Here is an 18175-nt window from a genome sequence, read left to right as displayed (position 1 = left end):
CTACATGTTTTGGGTATAGTAGTTATAATCCTTTAGAACAGTATCCAAATACGGAACATCATAGAGCTGTGAATTGGTCTGGAGTATGCTTTCCACTTTTACCCGAAGCGCTGTCAAGGTCTTAAAATCCCCACTTTTTTTAGCGATGTAAAACGTTTCCTTGATCAACCTCACATCTTTGTCCGTAAGCAAGGTAACGTTGGTAAACTGTGGAGTGTACTCGTCATGGACCTCCTCCAAAATGGTATGCGAGACCTTGGTCTTCTTTTTGGTACTGATGACCACCGTACCCGCTGCAGCATCCCCTACCCGTTGGCGTTTTTCTGAAAACAGGATGCTCAATATGCCTATGGAGCCCAAAAAAATCCAAATATCCACCAGCCGAAGCATCCATCGCACCAAAAGGTTGCTCCAGTGTACCGGGGTGCCATCCAAACGGACCACCCGCATTTTCATCAACATTTTGCCCACGGTCTGTCCGTTGAACAAGCTGTGCATCAACAATGAATAAAACATGGCCGGTAAAAAAATTAGGGCTGCCAACCCACGCTGGGTCCAGGTATCCTCATAGATGTAACCCAAAGCATCACTTACCAAGTTCACCAGAAACGCATACATGTACAGGATGAGTCCATCGATGAGGAAAGCCACGATCCGCTCTCCAATACCAACGATTTTATAATCTAAGTTGACATTTTGCGTTGTATTGATTTGGAGGTTATCCATATAACCGTAATTTTAACTGATAGGAATTTTCCACGTATGCGCGAGGCTGCTTTTGTGAAACAAAATAAGGAAAAATGGATTGCTTTTGAAAAAGCAATTTCCATGGGTTCCCATACCGACCCCGATGCCCTTGTGGATGGCTACATCCAACTCACAAACGATTTGGCCTACACACAAACGTATTACGCTGAAAGCAAGACTTTATTGTACTTGAATTCCCTGGCCTCACAGGCACATCAAAAAATTTATAGGAACAAAAAGGAATCCGGTAACCGTATCATTGAATTTTGGGCCAAGGAATTTCCGCTGTTTTTTAAACAATATCACAGCACTTTGGGGGTGGCCTTCTTAATTTTTGCGGTGGCCACAGCCATTGGATGTATTTCCGCCATCAATGATTCTGCCTTCCTTAGACTTATTTTGGGAGATGCCTATGTGAACGAGACCTTGAACAATATTGCCAAAGGGGAGCCAACCGCCATTTATAAAAGCGGAAGTGAAATCGGAACTTTTTTGGGCATTACCATCAACAATATCCGGGTGGCCTTCCTGGCCTTTGCCTTTGGGGTAATCACCAGTTTAGGGACCGCCTATATTTTATTCAGTAATGGGGTCATGTTAGGGGCCTTTGTTACTTTTTTTTATACCAAAGGGGTATTTTTTGAGGCCAACCGACAAATTTGGCTGCACGGCACCATAGAAATTTCGGTTATCATCATTGCGGGTTGTGCCGGACTCATTATGGGCAACAGTATTTTGTTTCCTAAAACATTTTCTAGGCGGGTTTCCTTTATGAAAGGCGCCAAAGATGGTTTAAAGGTAGTGGTGAGTACCATTCCCTTCTTTATCATTGCGGGCTTCATTGAAGGCTTTATTACCCGCTACGCCAATATGCCCAACTGGTTGGCGTTTTTAATCATTGGGGGATCGTTGTTCCTCATTGTCTATTACTATATCATTTATCCAATTGTACTCAATAGATCGCATGAAAGACAAATACATAGAACTTAGGATCAACCGTGATTTTGGAGACATCCTTACCACCTACTTTGAATTTTTACGGCAGAACATCAAGAAATTCACCAATGTTTTTCTTAGCTACAATGGAATATTCCTTATTGGTCTTTTGATTACCAGTTATCTATTGGTGTCCGGTTTTGTGGGGTTGATTTCGGAAAGTTCCGGTATGTATGGAATCAGTAGTGGTCAAAGCTCTGACGACACCTACTGGTATTATATCATTGCCGGAGGCATCCTGTTCTTTTTGATTTTTTTAGTGGTAGGTGGTCTCAACTTTAGTTTAAGCTCTTCTTACCTGATCAAGTACGAAGAACACAAAGGAATGCATTTTGACAAAACCAAGGTATGGGAACTGACCAAGGACAACTTGGGCAATACCCTGTTATTCATTTTGTTGCTCATTCCCATTTACTTGGGATTTATTATTGCCTCAATTATTTTCGCCTTTATTCCGCTGTTGGGCATGTTTGCCCAGTACATCCTTCAGTTTTTTATAACTAGTTGGGTGGGGGTCTCTTATTTTAGCATGCTTTCAGAAAACAAAGGGGTTACGGAAGGTTTTGGAGAGGGATGGAACCTCATCAGTAAGAACTTTTGGAGAGCTATCGGGGTTAACTTCATTTTGGGACTGCTCAATGGCCTATTGTTTTTCATCATTTTGCTGATACCCATGATCATTATTGGGGTATATACCTTTCATGTTGTGGAAAGTAGTGTTGATGTGGGAGCTTCCGTGGTTTCCACTGTGGTATATACCTTGGGGCTTTGCCTGTTGCTCATCCTTATGATCTATGCCCAATGCCTATCACAATTCGTGAATGGCATCCTTTTTTATGCCCTGCACGAAAAGACCTATAATGTGAACACCCGAAGTAAAATTGAACAAATAGGACAAACCGATCAGTGATCCAACGCATTGCCACCATATTCTTCTTGATATGGACCATGTTTTCCATGGCCCAAAACGACAGTATTCCCATTCCTGTTGATGAGGCATCGGTACTCACCGACCGGCAAATCGGCGAAGACCTTTCCCAAAAATATACGGGTGATGAGTTTAACTACGAAGTCAAGACGGGGGAATCTTCCAATTTATTGGCCCGATTCATCCGATGGGTCCTTAACAGCCTTGGGGAAACCTTTGGTCTTGATATTCCTCCACAGACCTTACTGATCTTGGAATACATCATCTATGCCTTGATGGGGCTTTTGGCGATTTATCTGCTTGTACGGATGTTCATCAATGAAAAGTTCAATGCCATTTTTTCCAAGAAGGCCAAATCCATTTTGGATATAGACCTTTCCGAACACCATATCGAGACCATAGATTTGGACGCCCTTATGAATGCTGCCTTGAAACAAAAAGATTACCGTTTGGCCGTACGTTACCAATTCCTGAAAGTCTTAAAGCTTCTCTCCCAAAAGAGTATTATTGAGTGGCACTTTGACAAGACCAATCTGGACTATGGCAGGGAAATCAAGGAAGCCCGACTGCAGGAAGAGTTCAAAAAAGCATCCTACCTCTATGAAAACATTTGGTATGGTGAGCAACCTATTGATGAACAAGGGTACGCCAAGACCAGTTCCCGATTTGACACCCTGAACCTTTTAATTCCGTAATGACCATGGATCGGAAATCGAAAATAGTCATTGCTCTATTTGCCTTGGTGGTTCTGGGAATCATCATCACGGAAATGGTACGTCCCAAACCCATCAACTGGAGGCCGTCCTACACGGCAGTGGACAAAATCCCTTTTGGGTGCTACGTCCTTTATTCCGAACTGCCCAACATTTTTCCCAACAGCAGCATTGAAACCGTCCAGGAAAGTGTGTATGACGCCTTGGTAGAAAGGGACACCCTATTGTCCTCCAATTATATCCTCATTAACGAATATGTAGACTTAGACGAACAGGAAACCCATCAGCTTTTGGACTACGTACACCAAGGGAATACGGTCTTTATGGCTGCTACAGGTTTTGGTTGGCCTTTGATGGATACCTTGAACATTTCCATTGGTTCTGATTATTCCCTCAAAGAGGGAACCGCCGTGCTCAACTTGACCCATTCCAACTTCAACACCAAAAAGTTTGAATTGTCCAGAGGTATCTTCAATTCCCATTTTACCAGTGTGGATTCCACCAACACCACCATCTTGGGACATATCACCTACATCAAGGAAAACTTTTTGGAAGGACAACCTGATGAAAAGGTCACCAAGCCCAATTTCATCAAAACCCAATTTGGGAAAGGCAACTTTATCATCAATACCACCCCACAGGCCTACTCCAATTATTATATGCTCAAGGGAAACCAGGACTATGCATCGCACACCTTCTCCTATTTGGAGGATAATGAGCAGCTCTATTGGGACAACTACAAAAAAGCAGGTCGCATCATCATAGATTCCCCCATGCGCTTTGTGCTGACACAGGCCTCGCTGAAATGGGCCTACTATTTGGCGGTTTTGGGTATTTTGGTATTCGTACTGTTTCGGGGAAAACGGGAACAACGCATCATTCCTGTCATTGAACCCTTAAAAAATTCTTCGGTGGAGTTTGCCCAGGCTGTAGGATCCTTATATCATCAGAACAAGGATTACACGGACTTGATCCACAAAAAAATAAACTATTTTCTAGCTCATTTGAGAAGTCGCTACCATATCGACACGGGAACACTTAGCGAAAAAACCATTCAGGTTTTGGCATCGCGCGCCGGGAAAAGTATGGAGGAGACCAAAGGTTTGATTGAATTTATCCTCCACTTGAAACAAAAAAAGACCCATACTGAGCAGGATAGTATAGAACTCAATAAAAAAATAAACGCATTTAAGCTGTAACCATGGAAGAAAACGAACAACAAGACGACGCCTTACAATTCAGCAATCGGGTAGATCTTACCCAACTGCAAGAAGCCGTTGCTGGCATAAAATCCGAATTGGGCAAGGTCATTATCGGACAACAGGACATGATCGAGCTGCTCATCATTTCCATTTTGGCCAATGGGCATTCCCTGATCGAGGGGGTTCCCGGCGTGGCCAAGACCGTTACCGCAAAACTGCTGGCCAAGACCATGGATGTGGATTTTAGTCGCATACAGTTTACACCGGATCTTATGCCCAGCGATATTTTGGGGACTTCCATCTTTAACCTCAAATCCTCGGAGTTTGAGTTTAAAAAAGGGCCTTTGTTCTCCAACATCATTTTGATCGATGAAATCAACCGCGCCCCTGCCAAGACCCAAGCCGCTCTTTTTGAGGCTATGGCCGAGCGACAGATTACCATGGACGGTGTGGAATACGCCATGGAACCACCCTTTTTGGTGTTTGCCACACAAAATCCCATTGAGCAGGAAGGTACTTATCGCTTGCCCGAAGCCCAATTGGACCGTTTTCTATTTAAAATCAAGGTCAACTACCCTTCCCTTGAGGAAGAAATACAGATTCTGGAAAGCAAGCACGAGCAAAAAACCCGAATTGAGGAAGACTTGGTCAGTGCCCTGCTATCGGCCCAACAAATAGCGGGTTACCAGAGCACCATCAAAGAGATCGTGGTTGAAAAGAACCTATTAAAATACATCGCCTCCATTGTGGACAATACCCGAACCAATGCCAACCTGTATTTAGGGGCATCGCCACGGGCTTCCATTGCCATTATGGATGCCTCCAAGGCCTTGGCCGCTATCAACGGGAGGGATTTTATTACCCCGGACGACATCAAAAAAGTAGCCGGCCCCGTATTGGCGCATCGTATTATGCTCACCCCGGAGCGGGAAATGGAAGGCCTGACCTCGGAACAGGTGGTGAAACAGATTGTGGACAGTATAGAAATTCCCAGATAGACGAATTGTGAAGAAACTTTTTAGGCCCATATACCTGCAGAAACGATTTTTTATAGCCTTGACGGCTATCATCGTTGGTTTTTTGGTATCCTTCATGATACCTAATCTGTATGGCGCCGTAAAGGTTTTGTTCTACCTTTTGGTCCTCCTTGTTATTGTTGATGTATTGTTGCTGTTCGCTTCCAAAGGAAGAATTGAAGGGAAACGTGTGCTCCCCGATAAGCTTTCCAATGGGGACGAGAACCCCATCCTGTTGAAGATTACCAACACCTATCTTTTTCAGGTGGTGGTAAAGATCATTGATGAAATTCCATTTCAATTCCAGAAAAGGGATTTCGGTCTGGTCAGTAAAATAGCTTCGGGCAATAGCAAGACATACGATTACGAGCTACGGCCCACAGAAAGGGGCGTGTATTCTTTTGGGAGCCTAAACATCTTTGCCAGCTCCCCCATTGGGTTACTGGCTCGGAAATATAGTTTTGACCAAGCCCAGAAGGTACCTGTTTATCCCTCTTTTTTGCAGTTGCAGAAATACGACCTTATTGCATTTACCAATCGGCTTCATGAGTATGGGTTGAAAAAAATAAGACGCATCGGGCACACCATGGAGTTCGAACAGATCAAGGATTACGTTCTGGGCGATGACATACGCAACATCAATTGGAAAGCTACCGCAAAGCGGGGACAACTCATGGTCAACCAATTCCAAGACGAAAAATCCCAACCTATTTATTCGGTAATTGATAAGGGAAGGGTCATGAAAATGCCTTTCAATGGATTGAGTCTTTTGGATTATGCCATCAATGCCACCTTGGTCATCAGTAATATTGCGCTAAAAAAACAGGATAAAGCAGGCATGTTCTCCTTTAGCAATAAGATAGAGAACCGGGTCGTGGCCGAACGGAGAAGCTCACAAATGAACCTCATCCTGGAAACGCTATATAATCTGGAAACCAATTTTATTGAAAGTGATTTTAGCCGTTTGTACGTTGATGTGAAACGAAACCTGAACCAACGTAGCCTCCTTCTACTCTACACCAATTTTGAAACGCTGGATGCCTTGCATAGACAATTGCCCTATTTGTTGGCCATGGCCAAACAGCATTTATTGGTGGTCATCTTCTTTGAAAATACGGAGCTGAATGAATTTGCGGACAGGAAAGCGGAAACCGTTCGTCAAATTTTTGACCAGACCATGGCGGAAAAGTTCATCTACGAAAAAAAGCTGATTGTGAACGAATTGCGCAAGCATGGCATTCAAACCATTTTGACCAAACCCGAAAATTTGACCATCAGCACCATCAATAAATACTTGGAAATAAAAGCTCGGGGACTTATTTAATTTCAAATTCCTTACTCTTCCATGGCTGGAAAAAGCGTAAGGGAGTTCAAAGACAATGGCATGGTCTGCAGTACCAATACCTCGGAATTCTTATTATGGCTCGGGATATTCAACTTTCTTTTGGGAACGGACGCATAATTGCCCCTTAGCCTTTTTTTGTCCTTCTTTTTGGAAAAGATGTCGATGGTAACCCCTACCGTGACCCCTCCGAGTACGGTAGCGGCCAAGTCGTCATTGTCCCAACCGTTTCCGCTTTGCCCCGCATCCACCGCTTCTTTGGCCACCCCAACAAGGGCGCTTCCGGCTACGGAACCTACAAAGGTCCACACCCGATTGCCCTCGGACATTTGTTTGGCAATACCTGCTCCGGCCAGACCGAAAAGATTACCTCCTAAAAAATGAAGTGCTTTGTCCCGCTCCACTTGACTATATCCATGCGAAACGAGCATAAAAAGGACCAATGTGGGGATTAGTGTTCTCATGCGCGGTTAAAAGTATGAAAAAGTTGCGCATTTATACCGCTAAACTGCTAATACTCTTGTGTTTTTTGTTTGGCAAGGTTGAATTCCGCCATCATTTCCCGGACAATTTCCGCAGCGGGGGTAATATCATGTATCAAACCGGACACTTGGCCTATTTCCAACTCCCCTTCCTCCATATCACCTTCAAACATGCCGCGTTTGGCCCTAGCCCTGCCCAACAGTGCTTTTAATTCCTCTACCGTGGCCCCATGGGCATAGGCTTCTTGAACGTCTTGGAAAAACTTGTTCTTCAGCAGTCGTACCGGTGCCAGTTCCTTCAAGGTCAGTTGGGTATCCCCTTCCTGGGCCTTTACCACCCATTGCTTAAAAAGTTCGTGGGATGAGGCTTCAGGACTGGCCACAAAACGGCTACCCACTTGAACCCCATCGGCACCCAAGACCATGGCCGCCAACATGGCCTTTCCAGTGGCAATACCTCCAGCGGCAATGAGTGGGATCTCTATTTTCTCTTTGACCGAGGGAATCAGCACCATGGTCGTGGTCTCGTCCCTTCCGTTATGGCCTCCTGCTTCGAAGCCTTCGGCCACTATGGCGTCCACTCCAGCTTCTTGGGCCTTCAGCGCAAACTTTACACTGCTCACCACATGTACCACGGTAATTCCGTTCTCTTTGAGAAAGCTGGTCCATGTCTTGGGGTTTCCAGCAGAAGTGAACACGATTTTCACCCCATGGTCCACAATGATCCGCATCAATTTGTCGATATCGGGGTACAGCATGGGAACATTGACCCCAAAAGGTTTATCTGTTGCCTTCTTACATTTTATGATGTGCTCTTCCAAGACATCGGGATACATACTCCCTGCCCCCAACAACCCCAAACCTCCTGCATTGGAAACCGCGGAGGCCAAACGCCAACCACTGGCCCAGACCATCCCTGCTTGGATAATGGGATATTCAATTCCGAAAAGTTCAGTGATTCTGTTTTGCATTCTAACTAAGCGAGTTAAAATTTAATATCATTCTTATATCGGATTGCATCGATAATTTGTGAATCGGATTCAGAGGTTTTACCCACCCAAATGGTTTTCTTGCGATTTATAAATTTCCAGGTATACACTTGAACTATGGAATCTTTGAGTTTTTCTTTATGGTGCAAGATTGCTCCATCAAATTCTGAAAGTTCATGATTCACATTTACCTCATATTGATATTGAGGAGGACTTTTAAAATAATTTCTTGCAGCGAAATCATAATTTTTCCCAATCAATTCATCGATGGTTTCAACTGGTGAATGCCAGATATCAAAATACCAAGAAACAACTAGACCAAAGGTCAAGGCTATAACCATGGTTCGAAATATTTTCATACCTCAATATAGGTATTATGAAATTACTCCCGACCCCACAAGTTCATCATTGATGTACCAAGCCACAAACTGACCTTCGGTTATGGCGGATTGTTTTTCTTCAAAATCCACGTATAGTCCTGTTTCTGTTTTGTACAAAGTGGCATTTTGCAAGGGTTGTCTGTACCGTATCCTTGCCATGACCTCCATGGTCCCGTCTACCTCCAAGGCCAAATCCGGGCGTACCCAATGCAATTCATCCTCTTTTACAAACAAGGTATAACGATACAATCCAGGATGGGTTTTCCCCTGCCCGGTGTAAATAATGTTCTTGTCCACATCGGTCTCGATAACAAACAGAGGTTCCTTGGTACCTCCTACATTTAAACCTTTCCGTTGCCCAATGGTAAAATAATGGGCGCCTTGATGCTCTCCTACCACCTTTCCATCGGATTGGGAATACACAGGTTTTTCAGCATTAAATGCCAACTCTTCCCGCTTGTTTTGAAAACTGGGGACAGTGACCGAAAACTGTGAGGCTGTGTTGGGCACCTCAACAATCACCCCTTTTTTGGGTTTGAGTTTTTGTTGTAGAAATTCGGGTAGATGCACCTTGCCCACAAAGCAAAGTCCCTGGGAATCCTTTTTATCTGCCGTGATCAAATCGTTCTCTGTGGCAATCTTTCTCACCTCAGGCTTGGTGAGTTCCCCAATGGGAAACAGGGTTTTGGAAAGCTGTTCCTGCGAAAGCTGACACAAAAAATAGGACTGGTCCTTATTCTGGTCCTTTCCTGCCAACAATTGGTAGGTTTCGGTACCGTCCTCGTTTTTAAGAATGCCTTTTCTACAATAATGACCCGTGGCCACGTAGTCGGCACCCAACTGCAGTGCAATTTTCAGAAAGACATCAAACTTTATCTCGCGATTGCACAGCACATCGGGATTGGGGGTTCTCCCCTTTTCGTATTCACTGAACATATAATCCACAATACGCTCCTTGTACTCCGCACTTAAGTCTACGGTTTGAAATGGAATCCCCAACTTTTCAGCAACAATGAGTGCATCATTGCTGTCCTCTACCCATGGACATTCTTCGGATAGGATTACGGAATCATCGACCCAATTTTTCATAAAAAGGCCAATGACCTCGTAGCCCTGCTCTTTTAAGAGATACGCCGAGACACTTGAATCCACTCCGCCGGAAAGTCCGATAACCACCTTTTTCATAGCATGTTCAATAAGATGCAAAATTACAAAATAACAGCCATTTAAACTACTGTAGGGTAGGTTCACAAAATCCGAACGACAGCTTTCAAACTAAAATCAAAATTAATTTTGTTAAACTTTTTATAAATATTGTTAAACAGAATTGATTTATTTTGTTTAACTTTATATTCGTAATGTTAAACACTTTTAAACAACAATCCCATGACAGCACTAATTAAACGCATTCGATTACCCTTAATGATCCTTACTTTATTGTTCGTATCCTGTTCGGACGATGATAACGGAATGACCCCTCCTGAAGAAACCACAACAACTATTGTGGAAGCCGCACAAGCCACTGCAGAACTGAGCAGCTTGGTAAGTGCCCTGCAAAAAGCCGATGAAAGCGCCAACAATGACTTGGTTAGTGCTTTGAGTGGTGAAGGGCCTTTCACGGTCTTTGCACCTACCAATGCTGCTTTTACAGATTTGTTGGCCCAATTGGATGGTTTTGATTCCTTGGATGACTTTAGCTCAGAACAGCTACAGGATTTGCTTGCCGTGATACTTACCTATCATGTCGTAAGCGGTACCGCAGCAATGTCCACCGACCTGAGTAATGGACAAACGCTTACCACACTTCAAGGATCTACCTTGACCGTGAGCACCGATGGAGGTGTTTTCATCTCCGATGCCACCAGCACAGCTGCCCAAGTAACCACTGCCGATGTGGAGACTTCCAATGGAGTGGTACACATTATAGATAAGGTGTTACTGCCTCAAGCCATCTTGGATGAATTGGCGGACATTATTCTAGTTCCCATTACAGATTTGGCCCTTGGCAATGAAAACCTTGAAAACCTGGTAGCTGCCCTTATGGCCGCAGATGGTGATTTGCCCAATGTGCTTAGGGGAGACGGTCCATTTACCGTACTCGCCCCCACCGATGCGGCATTTGAAACCTTCTTGGATGGCGCTTCTTTGGATGACATCCCTGTTGAAGTACTTACCCAGGTACTCTTGAACCACGTTATTGAAGGTGCAATTTATAGCACAGACCTCACAGGGCTTGGTTCCGGGTACACTTCTACGCTTGCAACAGGGGCACAAGACGCCAATATCAGTATCTTCTTTGATACTTCAGATGGGGTTACCTTTAATGGAGTATCCTCAGTGGTCACTCCAGATGTAAAAGCATTGAACGGTGTGGTACACTTAGTGGATGCAGTTATTGGCCTACCCAACATTGTTGATCACGCCGTGGCCAATCCAAATCTTACTTCCCTTGTGGCGGCCCTAACGGATGGTGGAAACACTACCTTTACGGACCTGTTATCCAACGAAGAAGAGGAATTTACCGTTTTTGCCCCGGTCAATGATGCTTTTGCTGCATTTACCAATCCCAACTCCAACGATTTGAACGCCATTCTTTCCAATCACGTGATTGTGGGAGCATCGGCCTTCTCTTCCGGATTGACCAATTCCTATGTGAACACTGCGGCAGAATTTGATACGGATGAAAATTTAAGCATGTACATCAATACGGATGATGGGGTAACCTTGAATGGGGTCAGTAATGTGGCCATTGCCGACATTGTGGCTACCAATGGGGTGATTCATGCTGTTGATGCCGTCATTGATCTTCCAACCGTGGTGACCTTTGCCGTGGCAGACCCCAATTTCTCCACTTTGGTTCAGGCCCTGACCGAACTTACCCCAAGTGTGGATTTTGTCAGTGTTCTGTCGGCCCAAGACGGAGCAGGTGATGACCCATTCACCGTATTTGCCCCGACCAATGATGCCTTTGCCGCACTACCTGCCATTCCAGCTGAGGCAGATTTGATTCCGATATTACAACATCATGTGGTAGCAGGTGCCAATGTTCGCTCCGGGGATTTAACCGATGGTATCATGGCCACAACCCTGGAAGGGGATGCCATTACCATCAACCTACCCGGAACAGGCGACAATATTGCCGATGTGACCGATGGTTCAGGCAATACAGGTATAGGGATTGACGCCGTGGACGTACAGGCCATCAATGGTGTGATCCATGTCTTGGACGGCGTACTCGTCCCAGACACTAGCAACTAATATTCAAGCAGGCTGGTTACTACGAAAAAGCTCCCAAGGATTTGTTCTTGGGAGCTTTTTATCGATAGGTATGTACCATTCATCGATGACACATCAAAAGGGATTCTTTTACCATACAAAACCCCCGTTTTTACAACTATTTATTTTTTTCCCGATAGCAATGCCGCATCTTTGAAGTCCCAAATCTTTCCAAACTACACCTACAAGTGGAAACTCCCCCAAAGTTTTTGAGGGAGTTTTTTTTTGACTTTCTCCGAAGCTACAAAACTAATCTTGGCGCTCTTCTTCCAGAACATCGATTACTTCATAACCATCTTCAATGGCCTTATAAACAGCCTCGTTGAGTTCATAGGCCGATATTCCGTCAAAATCTATTTCTTGGGCATCTTCCGGTAATTCCTCCAAAACGGCACCAATGGGAGGCTGGGTCACCTCATATTCATCCTCGACCTTGCGGTAATAGACCCCATCCGCATAACTGTACGCCATACCTCTCACGGTAAGGGCCACAGCGGTTGCGGGCAACAACCGTAAACGGAATCCACGGGGTGGAAAAGCCCTTACATAAATCCCTTTTCGTTGGATGTAGTACATTCCCCGAACGGGATAATACGTAACCTTTCTAAAAACAATGGGGCGAGTGTTGGCAGGCAAACGTCGTAATGTCCTTCGCACCACCCTACGGTTATGCCTACGGACCTTTCGTTTGACGATACGCCTTTCTTGAGGGGTTCTTCGAACCTGGGCCTCTGCATATTCCACAGAACCCAAAGAAAACAATACCAAGAAGAACAGGGCTACTCGAAAATGTTTCATATGTACTAAAGTTTATGGTTAGATGCCTCTATGACTTCCCTAAACCCAAAAGGTTTAACGGGCCACCCCATAAACTTCAATACCGATGCCTATCGCTTTCCGGTCTTTTTCTGCTCTTCGGCCTGTTCCATCATTTCACGCATCTTGCGTTGGAACTTGTTTTCCTTTTTCGGTTTCTTTTTGTTTTCCTGAATCTGCGCGTGGATCTTGTCCTCGTCCAAGATGTAGTTCTTAATGGCCAACATGATAAAGATGGTGATCAGGTTGGAAATAAAGTAATACAAACTCAAACCACTGGCGTAGTTGTTAAAGAAAATCAACATGATCAGCGGAGACAGGTACATGATGAACTTCATGTTGGGCATACCGGGCTGCTGTTGCATCTGCATGCTCTGCCCCGTGGTCATCATCATATAGAAGAAGATGGCAATCGAAGCCAAAATCGGGAACAGACTCACGTGGTTTCCATAGAAGCTGGATATGACCGGAATATTCGTGGTCCACTCAAAAATGGAATCATAGGATGACAAATCCTCCGCCCACAAGAAAGCTTTTTGCCTCAAGGTAAATGAAGTCGGGAAAAACATGAACAACGCATAGAAAATAGGCAACTGCAGCAACGCTGGAATACAGCCGCTCATAGGGCTGACCCCCGCCTTGTTGTACAGCTTCATGGTCTCTTGCTGCTTTTTCATGGCATTATCCTTGTACTTCTCGTTGATCTCCGTGATCTCTGGTTTCAAAACCTTCATCTTGGCCTGTGATAAGTACGATTTATAGGTAACGGGCGACAAGGCCAAACGCACCAAAATGGTCATTACGATTATCGCGATTCCAAATGGAAGGAACGAGCTTAAAAAGTCATAGAAAGGTGTAAAGACATATCGGTTAATCCATCCAAAAATTCCCCAACCAAAGGGTATGGAATCTACCAGCCCCAACTCCTTATAATTATCCAACACCTTCACATCTGTTGGGCCATAATACCAATACATGTTCTGTGAAAGCTCTCCGCCCTGCAACTCCAAAGGAGCCTTGGTACTGTATTCTTTGGTGAACATTACGTCCTTACCTTCCTCCTCCACTAAATTTTTGGAGCTGAGGTCCGCGGTCTTAAAATGGTCTTTTGTCGCTAAAATGGAGCTAAAAAAGTGTTGACGGTACGAAAGCCACTTAATATCTTCCTCGGTCTCTTCATCCAAGTCACTGCTTTCGGAAAGTTTGCTGATCTTACCATCTTCATGGTTGTACGTCAAACGCGTGTAACGGTTCTCATATTTGACACTCTTGTTGTGTCTGATCCCCTTCATGTCCCAATCCAAGGTAACCGGTTTGCTGCTGTTGATCACCCCATTCAATCCTTGGGAACGGATGGTGAAATCCACCAAATAATCATTGGGCTTGATCTCATAGCGATATTCCAAAAAACGGTTGTCGGCAACCTTGGCCTTCATGGAAAGCACCTGGTTGTCCCCGCTTTTGGAAAGGGAAGGCTCAAAATACAGGTCTGCGGTGTTAAGCACCCTATTGTCATTGGCCGAAAAGTTGAGCGCAAAACTGGCATTGCCATCCTTTACCAGATAAACGGGAACGGAGTCATACGTGACAAAGTTCTTCATCCTGGCCTCCACGATCTGTCCTCCCTTGTTGGACACCTCCAAGTAGAGTACTTCATTCTCCAGCTTGGTGGTCCCCTCAGCCGCTTGGGTAAACCCAAATGCCCCAACAGAGCCCTTGTAATTGGCCACTGCGGTGGAATCGTTCAAATCCAAGGTCTGGGTTTGTTGTACCGGGGTTGTGGTGGTTTCGGCGGCTTCGGCTTGTTTTGCCGCTGCTTCAATCTGTTCTTGCTCTGCTTTCTGCGCTTCCAGCTCTTCTGGGGTAGGCTGATTTTGGTAAAACATAAAAATCAGTATCCCAAAAATCAATACAAATCCAATTATGGAATTGATATCCAGCTTCTTTTCTTCCATGAAAATTATTTAGTAGAAATCTTCTTTATCGGTATTCAGCTCGCAAATATATGCCCAAAACCGCAGTTTATGCCAAACTGGCATTCTTTTGTTTTTGTTTCTGTTCCAGTACGGCCTTTACAAATCCTACGAACAATGGATGTGGGTTGGCCACCGTACTCTTGTACTCTGGGTGGTACTGCACACCAATAAACCATGGGTGCGAAGGTATTTCCACAACCTCCACCAAACCGGTCTTGGGGTTGAACCCGGTGGGTACCAGTCCAGCTTCTTCCATTTGCTGTTTGTAGGTGTTGTTGAACTCGTAACGGTGACGGTGACGTTCGGCAATATCTGTGGTCCCATATACCTTTTGCACTTGACTGCCTTCGGTAAGATGGCAATCCCAAGCTCCCAAACGCATGGTACCTCCCATATCCGTCACGGATTTCTGTTCTTCCATCAAACTGATGACAGGATAGGCAGTTTCCTTGTCCATTTCGGTGGAATTGGCGCCTTTCATATCCAAAACGTTGCGGGCAAACTCGATCACGGCCATTTGCATCCCGAGACAAATCCCCAAAAAGGGCATGTCGTTCTCACGGGCATACCGCACGGCCATTACTTTCCCCTCAATACCGCGCTCCCCAAATCCGGGTGCTACCAAAAGACCATCCAGTCCCATCAATTTTTTGTCGATGTTCTTGGCGGTAAGGTGCTCCGAATGGATGGAACGTACCTCAACCTGCACTTCATTGGCCGCTCCGGCATGGATAAATGCCTCTTGAATGGATTTATAGGAATCCGGAAGCTCCACATATTTTCCAATCAACCCGATGACCACTTTGTGCTTCGGGTTTTTGTGGCGTTTCAAGAATTCTTTCCATTGGTCCAGATTGGGCTGGGTATCATTGGGCAATGCCAATTTCTCCAACGCCACGGTATCCAGACCTTCTTCCTGCATCAAGATTGGCACATCATAAATGGTACTGGCATCAATGGACTGTACCACGGCCTCTTTTCGTACATTGCAGAAGAGGGCCAGTTTTTCTTTGATATCCTCGGAAATATTGTGTTCGGTACGGCAGACCAAGATATCGGCCTTAATACCACTTTCCATCAAGGTTTTTACGGAGTGCTGCGTGGGCTTGGTCTTCAACTCACCCGCAGCCGACAAGAATGGCACCAAGGTAAGGTGTACCACAATACCGTTATGCTCACCCAGTTCCCAAAGCAACTGACGCACAGCTTCAATATAAGGTAGGGACTCAATATCCCCCACGGTACCGCCAATTTCGGTGATCACGATATCATAATCGCCACTTTTGCCTAAAATCTGGATACGCTCTTTGATTTCATTGGTAATATGGGGCACCACCTGAACGGTCTTCCCCAAAAACTCCCCTCTTCGCTCCTTCTCGATCACACTTTGGTAGATACGTCCCGTGGTAACGTTATTGGCCTGGGAAGTGCGCACGTTCAAAAAACGCTCGTAGTGTCCCAAGTCCAAGTCGGTCTCTGCACCATCATCGGTCACATAACACTCGCCATGCTCGTAAGGATTCAGGGTCCCTGGATCTACGTTGATATAGGGATCTAATTTTTGAATGGTGGTCCGGTAACCCCTGGCCTGTAGCAATTTGGCCAAGGATGCGGCGATGATTCCTTTACCCAAGGATGAAGTTACGCCTCCCGTAACGAAAATGTACTTGGTCTGTGACATATTAATCTTTCTATTACGGGGCGTAAAGGTACAAATTGCAGCGCAGAAATCAGGAGGATTCCTTCGGAAATTCTTTTTGAAGTTTTCTGATGAGCGGTTCCAGGTTGTTGTCCTTAATGGTAAGCATGGTGTTCAGGTAGTTGCCCAGTTTCCCTTCGGGAAAGCCTTTTTGCCTGAACCACACCAAATAAGGTAATGGCAAGTCCACCAAATACCGCCCCTTAAACTTACCAAAGGGCATTCTGTAATGGGCCATTTCCAACAGCTGTTCTCTATCCGGTCGCATTTCCATTTGTAGGGGCAATGTACTATCTTTCCCGGAACAATCACTCCGAAAACATGAAGCGAAGAAATTTTATTGCCACGGCGGCAGCTGGTTCAGCGGGTTTGGCATCGGTTTCCGGCCTTGCGCAAGACCAAACGCCACAGAAAGAATTCAAACTGAAGAACAACATCAACCACAGTGTCTGCCAATGGTGCTTTGCCGATATTCCCTTGGAGGATTTTCTAAAGACCCTGAACAGTTTGGGCATCAAGGCTGTTGACCTTATCGGTCCCAAGGATTGGCCCTTATTGAAAAAATACGACATCCACTGCTCCATGTGCAACGGGGCCGAGATAAGTCTTACCGAAGGGTGGAACGACCCTAAATACCACGAACAGCTCATTAAAAATTATACGGAGATGATTCCCAAGGTGGCCGAGGCCGGTTACACCAACCTCATCTGCTTTAGTGGCAACCGCAGGGGCATGAACGATTATGTGGGACTGCAAAACTGTGTGGACGGACTGTCGCAGATCATCCCCTTGGCCGAAGAGCACGGGGTGGTCATCCAGATGGAGCTGTTCAACCAAGTGGACCATAAGGATTATATGTGCGACAACTCCCTTTGGGGCGTGGAACTCTGCAAGCACTTGGGCAGCGACAATTTTAAGTTGTTGTTCGATATTTACCACATGCAGATCCAAGAGGGCGATATTATCCGCAGCATACGCAACTACCATCCCTATTTTGGACACTACCACACGGCAGGGGTTCCCGGCCGTAACGAGATCGATGAGACCCAAGAGCTCTACTACCCGGCCATCATCAAGGCCATCCATGAAACCGGGTTTACAGGGTATGTGGCCCAAGAGTTCCTGACCACTTGGGAAGATAAGATCGCCGCCTTGAAGGATGGATTTTTGCGGTGCGATATTTAATTCAGGTTCTTTTTTAAAAATGGAATGAACGCTGAAATAGTCACATACAATGCCCAGCAGACCGCTTCGGATGAAGCCATTGCCAACACCTTGGCCCAGCTCATAGACCAAGAACTGACCGAGGCCGAGAGCAAAATCTGGCATGGCCATCCCGTTTGGTTTTTGAACGACAACCCCATAGTGGGGTACAGCAAACAAAAGCAAGGGGTGCGATTGATGTTCTGGAGCGGGGCCGATTTTGAAGAGGACGATTTAAACGTTAGGGGAAAAAAATTCAAGGATGCCTCCATTTTCTTCAATGAAGTTGCTGAAATTGAAGAGGGCAAACTCCAGCGTTGGCTCAAAAAATCGAGGGAAATCCAATGGGACTATAAAAATATCGTGAAAAGAAAGGGACGCCTTGAGCGTCTATGACCGCAAAACCAAAC

General features: G+C 45.3%; 18 protein-coding genes. 9 read left to right on the top strand and 9 right to left on the bottom strand.

Features of this window, described 5'->3' with window-relative positions:
* On the bottom strand, positions 1-726 hold the full coding sequence (locus tag F8C76_RS00205; RefSeq protein ID WP_152129952.1) for an RDD family protein: 726 nt from the start codon (positions 724-726) through the stop codon (positions 1-3).
* A gap of 36 nt (positions 727-762) precedes the next feature.
* On the opposite strand from F8C76_RS00205, the gene F8C76_RS00200 reads away from it, so the two are divergent.
* Genes F8C76_RS00200 through F8C76_RS00175 form a run of 6 tightly spaced genes read left to right on the top strand, consistent with a single transcriptional unit; the run spans position 763 to position 6926 of the window.
* Positions 763-1737, top strand: coding sequence for a stage II sporulation protein M (locus F8C76_RS00200; protein ID WP_152129951.1), 975 nt, complete (start codon positions 763-765; stop codon positions 1735-1737).
* Positions 1712-2653: a hypothetical protein gene (locus F8C76_RS00195; RefSeq protein ID WP_152129950.1), complete on the top strand. Its 942-nt coding sequence runs from the start codon at positions 1712-1714 to the stop codon at positions 2651-2653. The genes F8C76_RS00200 and F8C76_RS00195 overlap by 26 nt, the downstream gene beginning before the upstream one ends.
* Complete coding sequence (locus F8C76_RS00190; protein WP_152129949.1) at positions 2650-3366, top strand: DUF4129 domain-containing protein; 717 nt, start codon at positions 2650-2652, stop codon at positions 3364-3366. The genes F8C76_RS00195 and F8C76_RS00190 overlap by 4 nt, the downstream gene beginning before the upstream one ends.
* 5 nt (positions 3367-3371) lie before the next feature.
* Entirely contained in the window at positions 3372-4583 is a 1212-nt protein-coding gene (locus tag F8C76_RS00185) for a DUF4350 domain-containing protein (RefSeq protein ID WP_170283918.1), read from the top strand.
* 2 nt (positions 4584-4585) lie between these two features.
* Complete coding sequence (locus F8C76_RS00180; RefSeq protein WP_152129947.1) at positions 4586-5584, top strand: AAA family ATPase; 999 nt, start codon at positions 4586-4588, stop codon at positions 5582-5584.
* 7 nt (positions 5585-5591) lie between these two features.
* On the top strand, positions 5592-6926 hold the full coding sequence (locus F8C76_RS00175; RefSeq protein WP_249042326.1) for a DUF58 domain-containing protein: 1335 nt from the start codon (positions 5592-5594) through the stop codon (positions 6924-6926).
* A gap of 11 nt (positions 6927-6937) precedes the next feature.
* Here F8C76_RS00175 and F8C76_RS00170 read toward each other — a convergent pair whose 3' ends face one another.
* From F8C76_RS00170 to mnmA, 4 genes are read right to left on the bottom strand one after another with little or no spacing between them, the layout of a single operon-like run.
* Complete coding sequence (locus F8C76_RS00170; protein ID WP_211372085.1) at positions 6938-7408, bottom strand: YfiM family lipoprotein; 471 nt, start codon at positions 7406-7408, stop codon at positions 6938-6940.
* A gap of 47 nt (positions 7409-7455) precedes the next feature.
* A complete protein-coding gene (locus F8C76_RS00165; protein WP_152129946.1) occupies positions 7456-8397 on the bottom strand; it encodes an NAD(P)H-dependent flavin oxidoreductase in 942 nt (313 codons plus the stop codon).
* A gap of 14 nt (positions 8398-8411) precedes the next feature.
* Complete coding sequence (locus tag F8C76_RS00160; RefSeq protein WP_152129945.1) at positions 8412-8756, bottom strand: hypothetical protein; 345 nt, start codon at positions 8754-8756, stop codon at positions 8412-8414.
* A gap of 33 nt (positions 8757-8789) precedes the next feature.
* Positions 8790-9992 (bottom strand): tRNA 2-thiouridine(34) synthase MnmA, encoded by a 1203-nt coding sequence (gene mnmA, locus F8C76_RS00155; RefSeq protein WP_283016254.1) that lies wholly within the window; start codon positions 9990-9992, stop codon positions 8790-8792.
* Positions 9993-10181: 189 nt separating this feature from the next.
* Here mnmA and F8C76_RS00150 point away from each other — a divergent pair, with 189 nt between their 5' ends.
* Positions 10182-12053, top strand: a complete 1872-nt coding sequence (locus F8C76_RS00150) for a fasciclin domain-containing protein (protein WP_152129943.1) — start codon at positions 10182-10184, stop codon at positions 12051-12053.
* Between the two features lie 267 nt (positions 12054-12320).
* Here F8C76_RS00150 and F8C76_RS00145 read toward each other — a convergent pair whose 3' ends face one another.
* From F8C76_RS00145 to F8C76_RS00130, 4 genes are all read right to left on the bottom strand, one after another.
* Positions 12321-12869, bottom strand: a complete 549-nt coding sequence (locus tag F8C76_RS00145; RefSeq protein WP_152129942.1) for a DUF6515 family protein — start codon at positions 12867-12869, stop codon at positions 12321-12323.
* Positions 12870-12958: 89 nt separating this feature from the next.
* The gene (gene yidC / locus F8C76_RS00140) at positions 12959-14842 is read right to left on the bottom strand and encodes a membrane protein insertase YidC (protein ID WP_152129941.1); all 1884 of its coding nucleotides are present in this window, start codon (positions 14840-14842) and stop codon (positions 12959-12961) included.
* A 67-nt stretch (positions 14843-14909) separates the two neighbouring features.
* Positions 14910-16544 carry a CTP synthase gene (pyrG, locus tag F8C76_RS00135; protein WP_152129940.1) on the bottom strand — a complete coding sequence of 545 codons (1635 nt, stop codon included), beginning with the start codon at positions 16542-16544 and terminating at the stop codon, positions 14910-14912.
* A gap of 49 nt (positions 16545-16593) precedes the next feature.
* Complete coding sequence (locus F8C76_RS00130) at positions 16594-16836, bottom strand: DUF3820 family protein (RefSeq protein WP_152131413.1); 243 nt, start codon at positions 16834-16836, stop codon at positions 16594-16596.
* A 47-nt stretch (positions 16837-16883) separates the two neighbouring features.
* Between F8C76_RS00130 and F8C76_RS00125 the strand changes: the two genes are divergently transcribed.
* Entirely contained in the window at positions 16884-17747 is an 864-nt protein-coding gene (locus F8C76_RS00125; RefSeq protein ID WP_152129939.1) for a hydroxypyruvate isomerase family protein, read from the top strand.
* A 24-nt stretch (positions 17748-17771) separates the two neighbouring features.
* Complete coding sequence (locus F8C76_RS00120) at positions 17772-18161, top strand: DUF1801 domain-containing protein (protein WP_152129938.1); 390 nt, start codon at positions 17772-17774, stop codon at positions 18159-18161.
* The last annotated feature ends 14 nt before the right edge of the window (positions 18162-18175 follow it).

Source organism: Flagellimonas olearia, assembly GCF_009184425.1.
In the GTDB taxonomy this organism is placed as follows: Bacteria; Bacteroidota; Bacteroidia; order Flavobacteriales; family Flavobacteriaceae; genus Flagellimonas; species Flagellimonas olearia.
This window is presented reverse-complemented; position numbering and strand designations above follow the sequence as displayed.

Excerpts from the sequence above, each read along its gene's own strand:
- F8C76_RS00180 (WP_152129947.1), top strand. The coding sequence starts at position 4,586 with ATGGAAGAAAACGAACAACAAGACGACGCCTTACAATTCAGCAATCGG.
- yidC (WP_152129941.1), bottom strand. The coding sequence starts at position 14,842 with ATGGAAGAAAAGAAGCTGGATATCAATTCCATAATTGGATTTGTATTG.
- F8C76_RS00205 (WP_152129952.1), bottom strand. The coding sequence starts at position 726 with ATGGATAACCTCCAAATCAATACAACGCAAAATGTCAACTTAGATTAT.
- F8C76_RS00185 (WP_170283918.1), top strand. The coding sequence starts at position 3,372 with ATGGATCGGAAATCGAAAATAGTCATTGCTCTATTTGCCTTGGTGGTT.
- F8C76_RS00195 (WP_152129950.1), top strand. The coding sequence starts at position 1,712 with ATGAAAGACAAATACATAGAACTTAGGATCAACCGTGATTTTGGAGAC.
- F8C76_RS00125 (WP_152129939.1), top strand. The coding sequence starts at position 16,884 with ATGAAGCGAAGAAATTTTATTGCCACGGCGGCAGCTGGTTCAGCGGGT.
- F8C76_RS00165 (WP_152129946.1), bottom strand. The coding sequence starts at position 8,397 with ATGCAAAACAGAATCACTGAACTTTTCGGAATTGAATATCCCATTATC.
- F8C76_RS00120 (WP_152129938.1), top strand. The coding sequence starts at position 17,772 with ATGAACGCTGAAATAGTCACATACAATGCCCAGCAGACCGCTTCGGAT.
- pyrG (WP_152129940.1), bottom strand. The coding sequence starts at position 16,544 with ATGTCACAGACCAAGTACATTTTCGTTACGGGAGGCGTAACTTCATCC.
- F8C76_RS00170 (WP_211372085.1), bottom strand. The coding sequence starts at position 7,408 with ATGAGAACACTAATCCCCACATTGGTCCTTTTTATGCTCGTTTCGCAT.
- F8C76_RS00150 (WP_152129943.1), top strand. The coding sequence starts at position 10,182 with ATGACAGCACTAATTAAACGCATTCGATTACCCTTAATGATCCTTACT.
- F8C76_RS00145 (WP_152129942.1), bottom strand. The coding sequence starts at position 12,869 with ATGAAACATTTTCGAGTAGCCCTGTTCTTCTTGGTATTGTTTTCTTTG.
- F8C76_RS00160 (WP_152129945.1), bottom strand. The coding sequence starts at position 8,756 with ATGGTTATAGCCTTGACCTTTGGTCTAGTTGTTTCTTGGTATTTTGAT.
- F8C76_RS00130 (WP_152131413.1), bottom strand. The coding sequence starts at position 16,836 with ATGGAAATGCGACCGGATAGAGAACAGCTGTTGGAAATGGCCCATTAC.
- F8C76_RS00200 (WP_152129951.1), top strand. The coding sequence starts at position 763 with ATGCGCGAGGCTGCTTTTGTGAAACAAAATAAGGAAAAATGGATTGCT.